Origin of the sequence: Actinoplanes sandaracinus (genome assembly GCF_030009775.1) — a bacterium.
Lineage (GTDB): Bacteria > Actinomycetota > Actinomycetes > Mycobacteriales > Micromonosporaceae > Actinoplanes > Actinoplanes sandaracinus.
Map to the genome: position 1 here is coordinate 346,909 of NZ_JASCTH010000001.1, position 16,156 is coordinate 363,064.

Below are 16,156 nucleotides of genomic sequence, written 5' to 3' on the forward strand. Positions count from 1 at the left end.
ACCGGCCCGAACCGGAACGTGCGCTGCACCGGTCCCTGACAGGGGCGGCCGCCGCCCTGGCGGGGCGGCGGCCTTCTCTCACCTCACCATGCCGTGCGGGTCGAGCACGTACTTACGGGCCGCGCCCTGGTCGAACTCCCGGTAGCCCTGCGGGGCCTGGTCCAGGGGAATCGGCGTGGCGTTGACGTTCTTCGCGATCTGCACCCGGTCATAGAGGATCGCCATCATCAACTGATGGTTGTACTTCATCACCGGGCACTGGCCGGTGACGAAGGAATGCGATTTCGCCCAGCCCATGCCGAGCCGCAGCGAGAGGGAACCGACCTTCGCCGCATCGTCGACGCCGCCCGGGTCGCCGGTCACATAGAGCCCGGGGACGCCGATCGCGCCGCCCGCCCGAGTCACGTCCATCAGCGAGTTCAGCACGGTCGCCGGCATCTCGGTCCCCGCGTCGCGCCCATGGCCGCGGGCCTCGAACCCGACCGCGTCGACGGCCGAGTCGACCAGCGGCTGCCCGATCGCGGGAGCCGCCCTGCCGAGGATCTGCTGCACCTGATCCACCGGGTCGCCCTGGGTCACGTTGATCGTCTCGCAGCCGAAGCTGCGAGCCTGCGCGAGCCTTTCGTCGTTGAGGTCGCCGACGATGACGACGGCCGCGCCGAGCAGGAACGCCGAGGTGGCCGCGGCCAGCCCGACCGGTCCGGCGCCGGCGATGTAGACGGTGGAACCGGTTGTCACACCCGCGCTCACACAACCGTGGTAGCCGGTCGGGAAGATGTCGCTGAGCATGGCCAGGTCAAGGATCTTCTCCAGCGCCTGGTCACGGTCGGGGAAGCGGAGCAGGTTCCAGTCGGCGTACGGCACCATCACGTACTCCGCCTGACCGCCGACCCAGCCGCCCATGTCGACGTAGCCGTACGCCGAGCCCGGCCGGTCCGGGTTGACGTTGAGGCAGACGCCGGTCTTGCGCTCCTTGCAGTTGCGGCACCGGCCGCAGGAGATGTTGAACGGCACCGACACGATGTCGCCGACCTTGGCGAACTCGACGTCCGGCCCGACGTCGACCACCTCACCGGTGATCTCGTGGCCGAGCACCAGGCCCTCGGGGGCGGTGGTCCGCCCACGGACCATGTGCTGGTCGCTGCCGCAGATATTGCTGACGACGGTCTTGAGGATCGCGCCGTGAGGTGTCCGGCGGCCCACGTTCATCTTGTTGACGCCGGGGCCGTCGCGCATCTCGTAGCCCGGGTAGTCGATCTCGCGGACCTCGACACGTCCGGGGCCCTGGTAGACAACCGCTCTGTTGCCCATGCTGCCTCCTTCGGTCACGGCCAGTCTTCACCGCAGAGTCACGCGAAGAGAACCGTCCGTAGTAGCGCATGCTGAACCACGCGCCGGCCATACGTCCCAGGTGGCATCCGGGATGCCTCCCCAGGGTGGATGACGCTTAGTGGTCCGCTCGACCAGAGTGGACGCGTGACCGGTTTCCGGAGTCGTGACGTGGCGGGCGCGTTGGCGCCGTGCTCGCTGCTGATCGCGTGGACGCGATGGGCCGCCCCGCACATGCCGGCCGGCCGGGCGATCGACGCGATCGCCTACAGCCTGGTCGCCGTCAACGCGGTGGCGCTCGCCTGCCGACGGGCCGCCCCGCGCCGGGTCCTGGCCGTCACCACGGTCGTCAGCACGGCCTACATGTTCCTCGCCTACCCTTACGGCCCGGCGTTGCTGCCGTTCGCGATCGCCGTCTACACCGTCGCCCGTCACCTACCGTGGCGCACCGCCGCGATCGCCGCCGGGGCCGCGCTACCGGTCCTCGCCTCGCACAACGTCAGCGACGGCGTGAACGTGAGCGACCTCCTCGGCGTCTTTCCCGCCAGCGGATGGGTGGTGATGCCGTTCGCCCTCGGCAGCACCCTCGCTCTGCGCCGCGCGTCGGTCGCCCGGGACAGGCGCGAGGCCATCGAACGCGGCGTCCATGAGGAGCGGCTCCGGATGGCGCAGGAGGTGCACGACATCGTCGGCCACGGTCTCGCCGCGATCAAGATGCAGGCCGACATCGCCCTCCACGTGCTCGCCAAGCAGCCGGGCGTGGCCCGCCCCACGCAGGAGGCGATCAGCACCACCAGCGCCCTGCGGATCAGGGTGACCAGCGCCTTCCGCGAGATGACGCCGCTCGACGGCGGCACCGGCATCGCCGGCATGTGTGAGCGCATCGCCACTCTCGGCGGCCGGCTCACCGCCGGCCCGGCGCCGGATGCCCGTTTCATCGTCGACGCCTGGCTCCCCGCAGTGGGCACCCCATGATCACGGTCCTGGTCGCCGACGACCAGAATCTGGTGCGGCTTGGTCTGCGCACCCTGCTGACCAGCGAAGACGACCTCACGATCGTGGGTGAGGCGGCCGACGGGCTGGCCGCCGTCGAGATGGCCGAGAAACTGCGGCCCGACGTGGTGCTGATGGACGTCCGGATGCCCGGCATCGACGGCCTGGAAGCCACCCGCCGCATCACGACCAGCGCGTTCCTGACCGCCACCCGGGTCATCGTGCTCACCACGTTCGAGCGCGACGAGTACGTCTTCGAGGCCTTGCGGCTCGGCGCCAGCGGATTCCTGCTCAAGGACATCCCGCCCGTCATGCTGCTCGACGCGATCCGCACGGTCGCCGACGGTGGCGCGCTGCTCTCGCCGTCGGTCACCCGCACCCTGGTTCGCGAGTTCGTCACCAAGGGCCCACGCCGGCTGATCCCCCACCCACGGCTCGACCGGCTCACCGACCGGGAACGCGAGGTGGTGACGCTGACCGCTGAAGGCCTGACCAACCACGAGATCGCCGGCCGGCTGGTGGTCAGCCCGGCGACGGCCCGCACCCACGTGAGCCGGGCGATGGTCAAACTGGGCGCCCGCGACCGGGCCCCAACTGGTGGTCTTCGCCTTCCCGTCAGGCCTGGCCTCGTGACAGCTCAGGAGGCCGCGCCGCGCAGGACCGCGTCGACCACGGTCTCGGCGAACTTCTCCTCCGGCACCCCCAGGTTCAGCCGCAGCATCGACTGCATCATCCCCGGCGCGGACAGCATCAGCTGCGTCATCTCGACGTCGAGGTCGGCACGCAGCTCGCCGGTCTCGACACCACGCCGCAGCACCTGGCGGGTCATCTCACGCCGGGGCTCGACGAATGCCTCATACATCCGGCCCAGCTCGGTGTCCTTGAGCAGTTCGGGGAGCAGGCAGGCGGTCACCTTGCTGTAACGCTGAGCGCGAGGTGTGCGGTGCGCCCGGACCAGGGCGATCAGGTCCTCCCGCACCGATCGGCCGGACGGTTCGGGCAGCGGCCCCTTCATCGCGCGGACTGCGTCGATGAGCAAAGCCTCCTTGTTGGGCCACCGGCGGTAGATCGTCGCCTTGCCGACGCCGGCCTTGGCTGCCACCGCCTCGATCGAGATGGCGGCGACGCTCTGCCCATCGCTCAGCAACGCCAGAACCGCGTCGAGGATGCTCTCGTCGGCTTGGGCGTTGCGGGGCCGACCAGCGGCTTTGCGCTCCTGGCCGGCCCCGGTGCTGGTGCTCATGGCGTTCATTGTTACCGAGCGGTTTACGCGTCGGCCAATTCCCGGCCCGGCACTTCAGCCGGACCCGCCGCCGTCGTGGGCGCCGAGGTGTCCGCCGGCCGCCTGCCTGGCAGCCAGAGCACCGCCACGAGGACGCCCAGCACAGCGAAGACGGTCGACCCGACAGCCGCGTAGTGCATCGCGGTGACGAACGCGGCGTTGGCCTCGTTCAGCAGCGCCGGCGCGGCCGGGCCCGCCTGGCCGGCCACCGCGTAGGCGCCGGCGATCGACTCACGGGCCAGGTCGGCGGCGGCTTCCGGCAGCCCCGCCGGCTCGGCCAGCCGGCTGCGGTAGACCGAGGAGACGACCGCGCCGAGGACCGCCACACCCAGTGCTCCGCCGAGCTGGCGGATCGTGTTGCTGATCGCCGAACCGACGCCGGCCTTCTCCCGCGGCAACGCCGACATGATCGCCTCGGTAGCCGGCGGCATCACGTTCGCCATGCCGACGCCTTGCACGAAGAACGCGACTGCGACCAGAGCGATCGGGGTTTCGATGCCGATGAACGTCCAGATGGCGAGACTGCTCGCGACCAGGATCAGACCGACGGTGCTGACCGCTTTCGGGCCGAACCGCTTGACCATCGAGGCGCTGGCCGGCGCGAAGATCATCTGGCCGAGCGCGAACGGGACGAAGAGCGCGCCCGAGGCGAGCGGACCATACCCACGGACCATCTGCAGGTAGAAGGCGCCGAAGAACATCGAGCCCATCGCTGCGAAGAAGACCAGGCCGATGATGCCGGTGGAGGCGGAGAACTGCCGGTTCGCGAAGAGGCGGACATCCAGCGACGGGAAGGCGATCCGGCGCTCGTAGAACACGAACCCGATGAGCACCAGCACGCCCGTGACGAGGGTGGACCAGGCGGCCGGCTCGCCGAAGCCGTCCTCACCGCCCTTGATCACACCGTAGGTGAGCAGGGTAAGGCCGACGATGGAGAGCAGAACGCCCAGCACATCGATCCGGCCCGGCTTCGGGTCGCGGGACTCCGGCACGAGCACGCCCACCAGCACCACACCGGCGATGACGATCGGCACGTTGATCAGGAAGACCGAACCCCACCAGAAGTGCTCCAGCAGCACGCCCCCGAGCACCGGCCCGATGGCGACGGCCAAGCCGACGGCGCCGGCCCAGACTCCGATGGCGCGGGGCCGCTCCCGCGGGTCGAAGACGTTCGCGATGATCGAGAGGGTCGCCGGCATGACGGCTGCCGCGCCGAGGCCCATCACCGCGCGGGCGGCGATGAGCTGGTCGGGCGACGACGAGTATGCCGAGATCAGCGACGCGACACCGAAGATGACGAGACCGGCGATCAGGCTGAGGCGGCGGCCCCACCGGTCGGCCAGGATGCCGGCGGTGAAGAGCAACCCGGCGAAGACCAGGGTGTACGAATTGATTGCCCACTCGAGTTCGCTCTGCGTGGCGCCGACCCCGCGGACCGGGTCAGCGATGGTGCTCATCGCGACGTTGAGCACGGTGTTGTCGAGCACGACCACCAGCAGGCTGATGACCAGCACTCCGAGAATCGCCCAGCGCCGGGGGTGCCCGGTCTGAGGTTGAGCTTGGGTCTTCATGAACGGCGTCCCCCGATACCTTTCCGAGACGGAATCGTTCCGTATCTCAGGGCAACCTATCGCCGCCCCCAGAAAAACGGAACGGTCTCGTATCGAAAGTGTCCCCGGTCACCCTGGTTACTTCTCCGCCTCGGCCCGCACTCAACCTCAAGCCCGTCCCGGTCGCCGCTCCACCCGGCCGGCTCTCACTCGGCCCGCACTCAACCTCAGACCGTCCCGGTCGCCGCTCCACCCGGCCGGCTCTCATCGTGCTCCCCCCTCGCAGCCCGGCCCGTGACCCCAGCTGGGCCGCCTCTTCCCGACGGCCCACCCCTCCCACCCCGGCACGGCCCTCCCACTCTCCACGCCCGCCTCCGGGATCCCGGCCCGCTTTCCCCGCACGGCACGGCCCTCCCACTCTCCACGCCCGCCTCCGGGATCCCGGCCCGCTTTCCCCGCACGGCACGGCCCTCCCACTCTCCACGCCCGCCTCCGGGATCCCGGCCCGCTTTCCCCACGCATGGTCGGCACGGGGCGGGGGCGGCGCAGCGGAAAAGGCAGGCCGAGTCGGCAAGGCAGTCGGACGGCCGATTCGGGCGAACGGGCGGGCACGCGTTTGGGTAGACGGACGGACGGGCTGGCTGGATGGCGGACGGCCAGGCGGACGGGCAAACGCCCGGGCAGACGAGCGGACGAGCGGACGGACGACCAGACCGCCAGGCCGGCGGACGGACGGCCGCGCGGGCAGGCTGGCGGACGGACGGCCAAGCGGGCAGACGGGACGGCCAAGCAAGTGGTCTGGCCAGGGCAGACCCGGAAGCGTGTCCAGACAAGGACGTCCCCGGCTGCGGCTGGCCGGGGACGTCAGGGGCGGAGCGGGTAGCCGGCGGCGGTCAAACGGTGACGCCGCCAGTGGTCGGGGCCGGTTCGGTGGTGGCGAGAGTGACACGCTGCGGCACCCGCACCCGTGGGATCGACGCTGCGCCCGCACCGGCGGTCGGCCGGGGCCGGCGCGGCTGGACGCGACCGGCACTGCCGCCACGCCCGGGGTAGATCAGCAGGCCATTGACCGGGTCGGGGACGGCGTCGAATGCGGCCCGGACAGCCGGCAACTCACGGAAGTCGGTCCAGGAGCCGGAGGAGAGTGAAGCATCCGAGGGACTGAAGGCGATCTCGAACAGGACGCCCCAGGAGAACGCCCGCCAGGTCCAGTCGCGGGCGCCGAAGGCGATGGCCCCGGAGACCATGATCTCCTCGTGCGTGTCGCGCCAGTGGGCCGCGGACGAGTGCGGCCCGTCCAGGACTTCGATTGACCACCAATGCAGGCTCATATCGACCACCATCGCGCCATCTAAGGTGACCCGATGCTACTGCCGCGCGGTGATCAGCTGGGCGATTCGGCACATCCGGCGGTGAAGTTGGCACCCGGCATGGCCGCAATGCCGGCAGCGGCCGCGACCTGGTCGAGCGGGCGCGTCGGCTGGGAAGACGTCCGGGAAGAGATCCAGGACGCCACAGTGGGCAAGGATCCGCCGGGGGGCGCGTCGGCCTCGGCGGACATCAACACGTCTGCGAACGCTTTCACCATCGCCCGCAGTAGATCAGGGATCGCCGATTCCAGACGATCGCGCAACAACGCGGGGACGCTCACACTCGATTCTGCGGCCATCGCAGTCTCTCCTTCGTAATCTCGACAATCCGAAGGATGTGCGGTGGCCGCCTCATTCATTCCGACAGTCCAGGTCATACACCACTTCGGTGGAGGTGACCGGCGGACGCCGACCGGGGGCACCGGAGCTACCCGGCCAGACGGCAACCCAGCCATGAGCCGCCCGGACAAGCGGCGACCCAGCCGAGGAGCAGTCCGGTCGGGAGGCGATCCGGCGGGGAACAGCCGGTCAGGAGACGACCCGACTGAGGAACCGCCAGCCGACCGGAAGGGTGCGTCGACGGGCGCACGGTGGCCAAGTCGACCCTGGCCAGCTGGTCGTGAGCGCGGTTTTCCAGCGGGTCGAGACGGTCCTCACCGCCAACTGCCAGAACTGGCCAAGATCGAACCTAGTTCGGGTGCTTCCCATGATCGCGGCCTCCTTCGCCGGTTGTAGATCTGCTGGCCGTGCGAATCCGCGGTCAAAACGGCCGTGAGACAGCGCTTCCGCACGGCCAGCAGATCAACTCACCTGAAAGCCAACAGGCGAAGGCTGGTGTCGCGCTTACACCGTTACCAAGGCGTTCCCGGCCAACCGACGACCCGGCCGGGAAACGTTGCGGTCAACGGCGACACCGCCGGAGAACGATCCGATCAATCGGCACGCTCGCCGCAGACCGGCCCAGCCCACAGCGACACCGCCGGGGAGCGTTGCGGTCAAACGGCGGGCCCGCCGCAGACCGGCTCGGCCAAGGAGGGACCCCGCCAGAGAACGGCCCAGCCAAAACAGCAAACCCGTCGAGGAACGGTCTGGTCAACGGTGATCCAGCCGAGGAGCGGTCCGGCTAAACAGCGACCTCCCCAAAGAAGGGTCCGGCCGGGCGGCGGTGCGGTTCGGTCAGGCGGCGGTGCGGCCGGAACGACCCGGCGGCAGGGCCGCATGCCGGGCCGGCAACCGGCGAGCCCGGCGGAGAGCGGGCCGCGCCGCGCTGGCCGTGCGCGCCTCCGGCAGTTGCGGGCCGGCCCAGGCCGGCAGGGCGCCGGGCGGGCTGAGGGTGCGGTCCGGCGGGATCCACAGTGGCTGTGGCGCGGACGGCGAACCCCACCACCGGAATGTGCCGTATCCCCGGACGAGCGGCGGCTGCAGGGCCGGCCAGTATGCCTCGGCGGGGATGGCGAGCCGCCAGGCCTCGGCGGGCATGAGAGCGAGCCCGGCGCGTGGCGGCGGCACCATGACAGTGCCGGGCCGGACGCCGATGGTCGCCGGTTCCTCGCCGGCCGGGGCGACGGCCGCGGGCGCCGAGGCGAGGACGATCGCCGAGCCGACGGTGACCAGGCCGGCGGCGAGGGCGGGCAGTTCCCATCCGGGACGGACGGTGTCGCCGATCAGGGTCAGCGCGATGATCGACGGCAGGACGACCTCGCCGGTCCAGTGGACGGCGGTGACCCGGCCGACCTCGCCGCCCTGCAGCGCGCTGGCGTAGAGGAGCATGCCGGTCAGGGCGAACAGGATCATCGTCCAGGTGACGGGCTCGGTGACGACGGCGACGACGGCGGTGGACGCCTGCCGCATCTCCTCCTCGGGGAACTGCAGGGCGCGGCCGGAGATCGCGGCGCCGCCGAGCGAGAACCCGCCGATCATGGCGATCAGCCCTGGCCTGCCGGTCTTGGTGGCGCCCCACCCGAGCAGCCAGAGGCACAGCAGCGCCGACACCAGGCCGATGCGGACCTGCATGGACGGCAGCATCTCGTGCTGCTGGCCGGCGGAGAGCGCGAGGACGCCGAGGGCGCCGGTGGTGCAGATGATGGCGGCGACGTCACGGCCGCGCAGTTTGGAGCCGAGGAACAGCCAGGCGGCGACCGCGGTGACGGCGAGCGAGCCGGCGAGGACCGACTCGACCACGTAGACGGCGAGGTGCTGGAGGGCGACGACCGCGCCGATCCAGGCGACGATGTCGAAGCCGATGCCGACCAGGTAGAGCGGGTGGCCGAGGGTGCTCGCCGTGCTGTGGCTGCGCTTGGCGCCGATCGCCTGGAGGATCGAGCCGATCGCATAGCTGAACGCGCCGAACACGGCCACACCCAGCGCGAACCAGCTCATGGAGGTCATCGCCAACCCCCACCAAGATCACGCTGAGTGGATCGATCGGTCACGCTCAGATCATATGACCGGAAAGAGATCCATGCGACCCCGTGTTCACCACCTCCGCAATCCGCCGCAGATCGCCCGGTCCACATCGGTGGTCGACGGGCAGGGTCAGCATCCGGTCGCCCAGGTCCGCGGCCTCGCGGTCGCCACTCCAGAACCCGGACCGGTCCTGCCGCCAGTGCACCGGCGCGAAGATCCGGTTGCCGGCCAGGAACGCCAGCAGCTCATCGCGCGCCCCGGCCGACGGGCACGTCAACTGCACCCGGAAACCCCCACCCCCAAGGATCTCGAAACCATCCGGGGTACGCCCGGCGAGCGCCGCCTCCACCTCGGCCCCGTTGCGGGCGCTTGCCGCCCGTACCCCGTTGATGTCTAGAAGCGCAAGCATCGCCGCGGTGAAGGCGGACGCCGGCGCCGCGCTGCCGAGAAGCTGGTGTTCGCCCTGCTGTTGCAGGGCGCGGAAGCGGTCCTTGGGCACCGGCCGCCCCTCCAGCCAGGCGGCCTTGAGCAGCATCGCCGCCAGTTTCAGGTCGGCGCCGGCGGACGTCGCACCGGACGGCTCCGGCAGGTCGAGCCCGCGCGGCGACCACAGCAGGCCGCCGTCCGGCAGCGGCAGCGTCTTGCGCAGCGAGGCGACCGCGTAGGCGGCCGTGCTGGCGCAGGCCCAGGTGCTGAACGGGTCGTGTGAGTGGTCCTCGATCACCGTGACGTCCGGGTGCGCCCGCATCCACGCGTCCCACGCCGTGCCGTCGTCGCGGCCGAACAGGTTCTGTGCGAGGACGACGTCGCCGCCGGTCACGCGCAGCGTCTCCCAGTGCGGCCCGCGCCGGTCCGGCAGGTGCCGGTACCAGGCGATCGGCGCCTGGTGGGCGAGCGTTTCGGCGACGCCCATGCAGAAGTAGGTGGGCACGTGCAGCCGCCCGGCCGGGGCGAGCAGCCGCAGCAGCGCGCTGAGCGCCCCGCACCCGGTGGCGAAGAGCTCCCGCCGGGCCGGCAGCCAGCCGGGCAGGCCGCCCCGCTCGGGATCGAGCAGGGCGGCCGGGTCCCAGTGGTACTCCGAGCCGATCTCGCGGGGCGGCTCAGGCGGCACGGCTGACCTCGTGCTGCGGCGCCGGTTGGGGTTGGGGTTGGGATTCGGCTGTGGCCCGGGTGATGTTGTGCTGGTCGACGTGGACCGGCGGCTCGCCCCGGTTCAGGGTGACCGCGGTCCGCCAGAGGATGCTCAGGTCGAGCCGGGGCGACCAGTTGTCGACGTACCAGCGGTCGAGTTTGAAGCGCTGCGGCCAGTCGATGTCGTCGCGGCCGTTGACCTGGGCCCAGCCGGTGATGCCGGGTTTGACCTCGAGGCGGCGGGCGTCCTCGGGTGAGTAGCCGGCGACCTGCGGGAGCACGTCGGGGCGCGGGCCGACCAGGTTCATCTGGCCGAGCATCACGTTGATCAGCTGGGGCAGCTCGTCGAGGCTGGTCCGACGCAGGAAGCGGCCGCACCGGGTGATCCGCGGGTCGTTCTCGACCAGGCCGAACGGGTCGTCGATGCCGAGTTGGGCGCTCATCGCGACCGCGTCGTGCACCATCGAGCGGAACTTCAGCATCCGGAACGGCACGCCGTCCTTGCCGGCCCGGTCCTGGACGAAGAGGACGCCCTTGCCGTCGGCCGTCCGGATCCAGGCGGCGAGAGCCAGCATCACGGGGCTGAGCAACAGGAGCATGACGAAGGCGATCAGCCGGTTGAGGCCGTTCCAGAGCAGGCGTTCGAGGTCCACGATTACCTCCGGGGAGAGAGCTAGAGCGACTCGACGGCGGGTCCGGTGAGGCGGTGCCGGGTGTCCAGCACGTAGCGCGCGTGTTCGAGGACCAGGTCCAGGTCGAAGTCGTCGTGGTCGGCGAGCAGGACCACGGCGTCGGCGGCGGCGATCTGGTCGGCGGTCAGCGGCACCCGCTCGACCCGGCTGTCGACGTGGGAGTCCTCGACGACATGCGGGTCGGCGGCCCGCACGACCGCTCCCATGTCCAGCAGCAGGGTGGCGACCCGCCGCGCCGGCGACTCCCGGGCGTCGCCGCTGTTCTTCTTGTAGGCGAGGCCGAGCAGCAGGACCGTGGCGCCGTTGACCGACTTGCGCCGCTGGTTGAGGGCGGCGACCAGGCGGCGTACGACGTAGTCCGGCATGTGGTTGTTGATGTCGTTGGCGAGTTCGACGAACCGGAAGCTCTGGCCGAGGGTCCGCTGCACCCGCCACGACAGATAGGACGGGTCGATCGGCAGGCAGTGCCCGCCGACGCCGGGGCCGGGCACGAACCGCATGTAGCCGAACGGCTTGGAGCTGGCGGCGCTGATCGCCTCCCAGACGTCGATGCCGAGGTCGTGGGCGTACACCGCGAGTTCGTTGACCAGGGCGATGTTGACGTGCCGGAAGGTGTTCTCGAGCAGCTTGGCCAGCTCGGCGACCTTGGGATCGGAGACCGGGACGGTCTGCTCGACGACGGAGGCGTAGAAGGCCTGGACCGCGGCGAGCGAGGCCGGGTCGATGCCGGAGACCACCTTGGGGGTGGTGACCAGGTTCCACTCCTTGTTGCCCGGGTCGATGCGCTCGGGGCTGTATCCGAGGTGGAAGTCGACGCCCGCGATCAGCCCGGAACCCTCCTCCAGCAGCGGCGCCACCAGCTCGGTGGTGGTGCCGGGATAGGTGGTCGACTCCAGCGCGACGGTCGCGCCCGGCCGCAGGTAGCGGGCCAGGGTGCGGGCCGAGTCCTCGATGTAGGTCAGGTCGGGGCTGCCGTCGCGCAGCGGCGTCGGGACGGCGATCACCGCGATGTCGAATCCGGCGCACGAGCGCGGGTCGGACGACGGGTGGAACGAGCCGTTCGCGAGGATCCGCTGGAGGGAGGCCGAGGAGACGTCGTCGACGTACGACTCCCCGGCGGCCAGTCGCTTGATCCGCTCGTCGTCGACGTCGAACCCGACGACCGTGTGCCCGACCTCGGCCGCGCGGACCGCGAGCGGCAATCCCACGTATCCCTGACCGGCGATGACGACCCGCATGGGCGTGCTCTCCTTACGACTCTTCTCCGACCGGAACTTGCGTCTGCGGTTCACGACCGCAGGCCCGGCGGGACGGCGACCGACTCGGGACGGCGCTGTTTGCCGGCGATGACGGGATGCGGCTTCTTGGGCAGGGCCGGGCTCGCGGAGAGCCAGTGCAGGACGGCGATCAGGTCCTCGCGCGGCGCCGACGCGTCGAGCAGTGAGAGGACGGCTCCGTCCAGCGGCGGCACCGGCGCCTGGGAGATCAGCGGATGGTTCGGCCGGTGGTCCGGCTCGCCCGGTCCGAGCAGGATCTCGGCGATCTTCTCGCCCGGGCGCAGTCCGGTGTAGACGATCTGGATGTGCTGCTCGGCGGCTTCGGCGATGCGCTTGGCGACGTCGGCGATCCGGACCGGCTCGCCCATGTCCAGCACCAGCACCTCGCCCTTGCTCTCCAGCGCGCCCGCCTGGACGACCAGCCGCACCGCCTCCTGGACGGTCATGAAGTACCGGTTGACGTCGGGGTGGGTGACGGTGATCGGGCCACCGGCCTCCACCTGCGCGGCGAACGCGGTGAGCACGGAGCCGCGGGAGCCGAGCACGTTGCCGAACCGGACGCTGCAGTAGGTGCCGGACGCCGCGGCGTCGGCGGCCGCGGTCAGCCGCTCGGTGATCCGTTTCGAGTAGCCCAGGACGCTGCACGGGTCGGCGGCCTTGTCGGTGGAGATGTTGACCAGCCGGTCGACGTTGTGCCGGATCGCGGTCTGCAGGATCTGGTACGTGCCGATGATGTTGGTCTTGAGCGCCTCGGACGGGTGCATCTCCAGCAGCGGCAGGTGCTTGAGAGCCGCGGCGTGGAAGACCACGTGCGGCTTGTGCTCGGCGAACACCTCGTCGAGGCGCTGCTGGTCGCGGATGTCGGCGACGACCAGGTTGCGGTCGTCGAGCATGCCGCGGCCGTCCAGGGAGAGCTGCACGGCGTGCAGTCCCGACTCGTCGCGGTCGAGCATGACCAGCTTCTCCGGGTTGAACCGGGCGACCTGCCGGCACAGCTCGGAGCCGATCGAACCGCCGGCGCCGGTGACCAGCACCCGGCGGCCGGACAGATAACCGGCGACCGCGGCCAGGTCGATGCCGACCTCTCGGCGGCCGAGCAGATCCTCGTGGCTGACCGGGCGGATGTCCTCGACCCGGACGGTGCGGCCGAACAGCTCGACCACCGGCGGAACGACCTTGAGGTCGACGTTGAGCGGCTGCGCCAGATCGGTGAGCTTGCGGATCAGGTCGGCGCTGGCGCTCGGAATGGCGATGACCACCGCCTCGGCGCTGAACCGGCGGACCACCTCGGCCATGTCGTCGCGGGTGCCGACGACCGGGACGCCCATCACCCGGAAGGTGCGCTTGGCCGGGTCGTCGTCGAGCAGGGCGACCGGCACGTACCGGCTGCGCGGGCTGCGCAGCATCGCCCGGATGACCTGGGTGGCGCCCTCGCCGGCGCCCATCACCACGACCCGGGCGCCGTGCTCCGGCGACGGCCGCAGGCGGCTGTCCTGCATGGAGCGGACCATGTAGCGGACACCGGCGGTGAGCACCAGCGCGATCAGCCCGGCGCCGATGATCGCCGAGCGCGGCACCAGCCGGCCCAGCACGGTGTCCAGGAGCAGGATTACGGGTGTGGCCACCGCGGCGGTCTTCACCAGTGCGGCGATCTCCTCGAAGCAGCCGTACGCCCAGCGGCCGGTGTAGAGGCCGAAGTGGATGCCGGCCGCGGTGTGCACCACCGCCGCGACCGCGGAGAGCGCGATGAGGCCGAAGAAGCCGACCTCGTTGATGTGGCCGTCGTGCCGGAGCAGCGTCGCGATCAGCAACGCGGCGGCCAGCGCCAGCGCGTCGATGACCGCCCGCGCGGCGCGGCCCGGCAGAGCCCGGCGGTACCACGGGACCGGGCTCGGGCCCGGGCCTGGCCACTCGCCGGGGGTCGCGTCGGCTCCTGTGCCGCCGGACGCGCGTCGCCGTACCTGCATGGATTCCCCCTCGTACGATGCCGGCGCAGCCGGCCGCGGATCCTTCGCTCGTGCAAGGCTGAAGTCGAGAACAAAGAAGAGCGAGCGCTGGCAAACGCATTCCCTCGGACAGTGAAATGCGGCCGCGACTCGCTTACGCAACGCCCCTTCCGGCCTTTCGCAAAATCAGCGTTCCAGTCGGAGAGAGCGGTTTACAGTAGCAATTGTCATACGGTACGTGAGGAATCCTCATTTTCACCGTTTCCGCGTGAGCAGGCCCTTGATCGGCATTTCCTTCAGATACTTTCGGGCGCCCGGCATGGCCATTCGGCGGAGGATGTCATACCGAGCGTGAGAACCTCTCGCCTTAGGCGTGACATCTGCGACTTCCGTCGCGACGCCGTTTCCGGCAGCGTCTTTACGGCGGGTTTCACAAGCGTTCTGTCGAGAATGCGACCGGGGGACAAAGAATGAGGGTGCTGCACGTCATCAGCACGCTGGGTCCGGGTGGGGCCGGGCACCAACTGCGGTTGCTGGTACGCCGGCTGCCGTACGAGAGCGAGATCGCGACACTGGGGCCGCCGGGCGCCGACGCGGAGATCATGGACGCGCGGGTGCACCGCGTCACCAGCACACGTGACCACGACCCCGCCGCGGTCCGGCGGCTGCGCCAGCTCATGCACACCGGCCGGTACGACATCGTGCACACCCACCTCTACCGGGCCTGCGTGCAGGGCCGGATCGCGGCCCGGCTGGCCGGGGTGCCGCACGTGGTAGCGACCGAGCACCACCTGGGCACCGAGGTCATCGAGGGGCGCCGGGCCTCCGCCGCCGTCCGCGCCCTCTATCTGGCCGGCGAACGCCTCGGCCAGATCACCATCGCCCCCTCCCCGGTGATCGCCGGCCGGCTGCGCGCCTGGGGGGTACCGGAGCGGCGGATCACCACGATCCCCAAGGCGATCGACACCGACGAGTTCCGGTACGACCCGGCACTGCGCGCCGCCGCCCGCGCCCGGCTCGGCATCGCGCCGGAGCTGCCGGTGATCGGCGGTGTCGGCCGGCTCGAACCGGACAAGCGCTTCGACCTGCTGATCCGGGCGATCACGGAGGTGCCGGAGGCGGTGCTTCTGCTGGCCGGCGACGGGTCCGCGCGGGCCGACCTGGAGCGGCTCGCACAGATCGAGGGCGTCGCCGACCGGGTGCTGTTCACCGGAGCGGTCACCCACCCCCGCGAGACGCTCTGCGCCATGGACGTCTTCGCCTCCCCCGGCCAGGCGACGTTCGGGCTGGCCACGCTCGAGGCGGTGGCCGCTGGGCTGCCGGCCGTCTACGGCTCCTGTGTGCCGCTGGAGGAACGCGCGGCCGCCCGCGCCGCGATCCGCGGCACGCACCGGCTCTCCCAGGACCGGGAGTCGCTGCCGCGGGCGCTGCGCGCCGAGATGCTGTGCCTCGCCGAACGGCGCGGCGCGCGGTTGCCGTCGCGATCAGCGGGCGTACGGTACGACGCCGATCATCTGGTCGCCTCGGTGGGCCGCCTCTACGAGGGGATCTCGGCCCGGCCGGTGCGGCGCCGGGTCATCGGGCCGCTGCTGACGTATCGCGGGCGGTTCGCACGGTTCGGACGAAAGAACAGCTTTCCACTGCCCGGCGGAAGTGTGCGGAACGCATGAGCCGCCGGAACCCCAGACAGCCGAGCCAGGTGCCGAGGGTGTTGGACATCAGGTCGTTGACGTCGGCCCAGCGGTTGCCGTCGACGGTGAACAGCATGACCAGCTGGATCGTCTCGATGGCGAGGCTGATGAGGAACCCGGTCCGCACCAGCCGGCGCTCCTCGCGCATCCCGAAGAGCAGATAGAGGAGCCCGGCCAGCGGCAACGTCATGATCGTGTTGAGCGCGAAGTCGAGCGGCCGCATCTCCAGCAGCGGGATGAACATGAACCGGTAGTGGTCGGGGTCGTAGTCGCCACCCCAGGCCATGTGCATCGGCAGCAACGTGGCGCCGAGCACGGCCACCGCGTACCACCCCGCGAACCAGCCCAGGAGCAGCCGGCCGGCGGTCAGCAGCCCCCGGCGGCGCAGAAACAGCCCAGTGAAGATCATCAGTGCCACGCCGAGGGGCAGGAGCACGGGCAGCGCCGGGATGTCGATCTGATGGGTTGGCATCCGTTTCCACGGTACCT

The 16,156-nt window shown here is 70.7% G+C and carries 13 protein-coding genes and 1 pseudogene; 4 read left to right on the forward strand and 10 right to left on the reverse strand.

The window, feature by feature from the left end; all coding sequences use genetic code 11:
- Nucleotides 1-78: 78 nt before the first annotated feature.
- Nucleotides 79-1,311, reverse strand: a complete 1,233-nt coding sequence (gene fdhA / locus QLQ12_RS01615; RefSeq protein WP_282756647.1) for a formaldehyde dehydrogenase, glutathione-independent — start codon at nt 1,309-1,311, stop codon at nt 79-81.
- Between the two features lie 165 nt (nt 1,312-1,476).
- Here fdhA and QLQ12_RS01620 point away from each other — a divergent pair, with 165 nt between their 5' ends.
- A complete protein-coding gene (locus QLQ12_RS01620; protein WP_282756649.1) occupies nt 1,477-2,304 on the forward strand; it encodes a histidine kinase in 828 nt (275 codons plus the stop codon).
- Nucleotides 2,301-2,955 (forward strand): annotated as a pseudogene (locus QLQ12_RS01625) (response regulator transcription factor). The gene QLQ12_RS01620 and the pseudogene QLQ12_RS01625 overlap by 4 nt, the downstream one beginning before the upstream one ends.
- Nucleotides 2,956-2,959: 4 nt before the next feature.
- Here the strand turns inward: QLQ12_RS01625 and QLQ12_RS01630 are convergent.
- The 3 genes from QLQ12_RS01630 to QLQ12_RS01640 form a co-directional block, all read right to left on the reverse strand.
- Nucleotides 2,960-3,574, reverse strand: coding sequence for a TetR/AcrR family transcriptional regulator (locus QLQ12_RS01630; protein WP_328518248.1), 615 nt, complete (start codon nt 3,572-3,574; stop codon nt 2,960-2,962).
- Nucleotides 3,575-3,588: 14 nt separating this feature from the next.
- Complete coding sequence (locus QLQ12_RS01635) at nt 3,589-5,175, reverse strand: MFS transporter (protein WP_282756653.1); 1,587 nt, start codon at nt 5,173-5,175, stop codon at nt 3,589-3,591.
- An 872-nt stretch (nt 5,176-6,047) separates the two neighbouring features.
- The gene (locus QLQ12_RS01640) at nt 6,048-6,485 is read right to left on the reverse strand and encodes a hypothetical protein (RefSeq protein ID WP_282756654.1); all 438 of its coding nucleotides are present in this window, start codon (nt 6,483-6,485) and stop codon (nt 6,048-6,050) included.
- Between the two features lie 33 nt (nt 6,486-6,518).
- Here QLQ12_RS01640 and QLQ12_RS01645 point away from each other — a divergent pair, with 33 nt between their 5' ends.
- Nucleotides 6,519-6,842, forward strand: a complete 324-nt coding sequence (locus QLQ12_RS01645) for a hypothetical protein (RefSeq protein WP_282756656.1) — start codon at nt 6,519-6,521, stop codon at nt 6,840-6,842.
- Nucleotides 6,843-7,700: 858 nt separating this feature from the next.
- Here the strand turns inward: QLQ12_RS01645 and QLQ12_RS01650 are convergent.
- The 5 genes from QLQ12_RS01650 to QLQ12_RS01670 are packed head-to-tail and all read right to left on the reverse strand — an operon-like array spanning nt 7,701 to nt 13,997.
- Nucleotides 7,701-8,912 carry a hypothetical protein gene (locus QLQ12_RS01650; RefSeq protein ID WP_282756657.1) on the reverse strand — a complete coding sequence of 404 codons (1,212 nt, stop codon included), beginning with the start codon at nt 8,910-8,912 and terminating at the stop codon, nt 7,701-7,703.
- 46 nt (nt 8,913-8,958) lie between these two features.
- Nucleotides 8,959-10,041 carry a hypothetical protein gene (locus tag QLQ12_RS01655; protein ID WP_282756658.1) on the reverse strand — a complete coding sequence of 361 codons (1,083 nt, stop codon included), beginning with the start codon at nt 10,039-10,041 and terminating at the stop codon, nt 8,959-8,961.
- Nucleotides 10,031-10,714 (reverse strand): sugar transferase, encoded by a 684-nt coding sequence (locus QLQ12_RS01660; RefSeq protein ID WP_282756660.1) that lies wholly within the window; start codon nt 10,712-10,714, stop codon nt 10,031-10,033. The genes QLQ12_RS01655 and QLQ12_RS01660 overlap by 11 nt, the downstream gene beginning before the upstream one ends.
- Before the next feature lie 20 nt (nt 10,715-10,734).
- Nucleotides 10,735-11,991, reverse strand: a complete 1,257-nt coding sequence (locus QLQ12_RS01665) for a nucleotide sugar dehydrogenase (protein ID WP_282756662.1) — start codon at nt 11,989-11,991, stop codon at nt 10,735-10,737.
- Nucleotides 11,992-12,041: 50 nt separating this feature from the next.
- Nucleotides 12,042-13,997, reverse strand: coding sequence for a nucleoside-diphosphate sugar epimerase/dehydratase (locus tag QLQ12_RS01670; RefSeq protein ID WP_282756663.1), 1,956 nt, complete (start codon nt 13,995-13,997; stop codon nt 12,042-12,044).
- A 449-nt stretch (nt 13,998-14,446) separates the two neighbouring features.
- Between QLQ12_RS01670 and QLQ12_RS01675 the strand changes: the two genes are divergently transcribed.
- Nucleotides 14,447-15,646 (forward strand): glycosyltransferase, encoded by a 1,200-nt coding sequence (locus QLQ12_RS01675; RefSeq protein WP_282756665.1) that lies wholly within the window; start codon nt 14,447-14,449, stop codon nt 15,644-15,646.
- Here QLQ12_RS01675 and QLQ12_RS01680 read toward each other — a convergent pair.
- Nucleotides 15,552-16,139 (reverse strand): VanZ family protein, encoded by a 588-nt coding sequence (locus QLQ12_RS01680; protein WP_282756667.1) that lies wholly within the window; start codon nt 16,137-16,139, stop codon nt 15,552-15,554. The genes QLQ12_RS01675 and QLQ12_RS01680 overlap by 95 nt on opposite strands.
- Nucleotides 16,140-16,156: the final 17 nt, after the last annotated feature.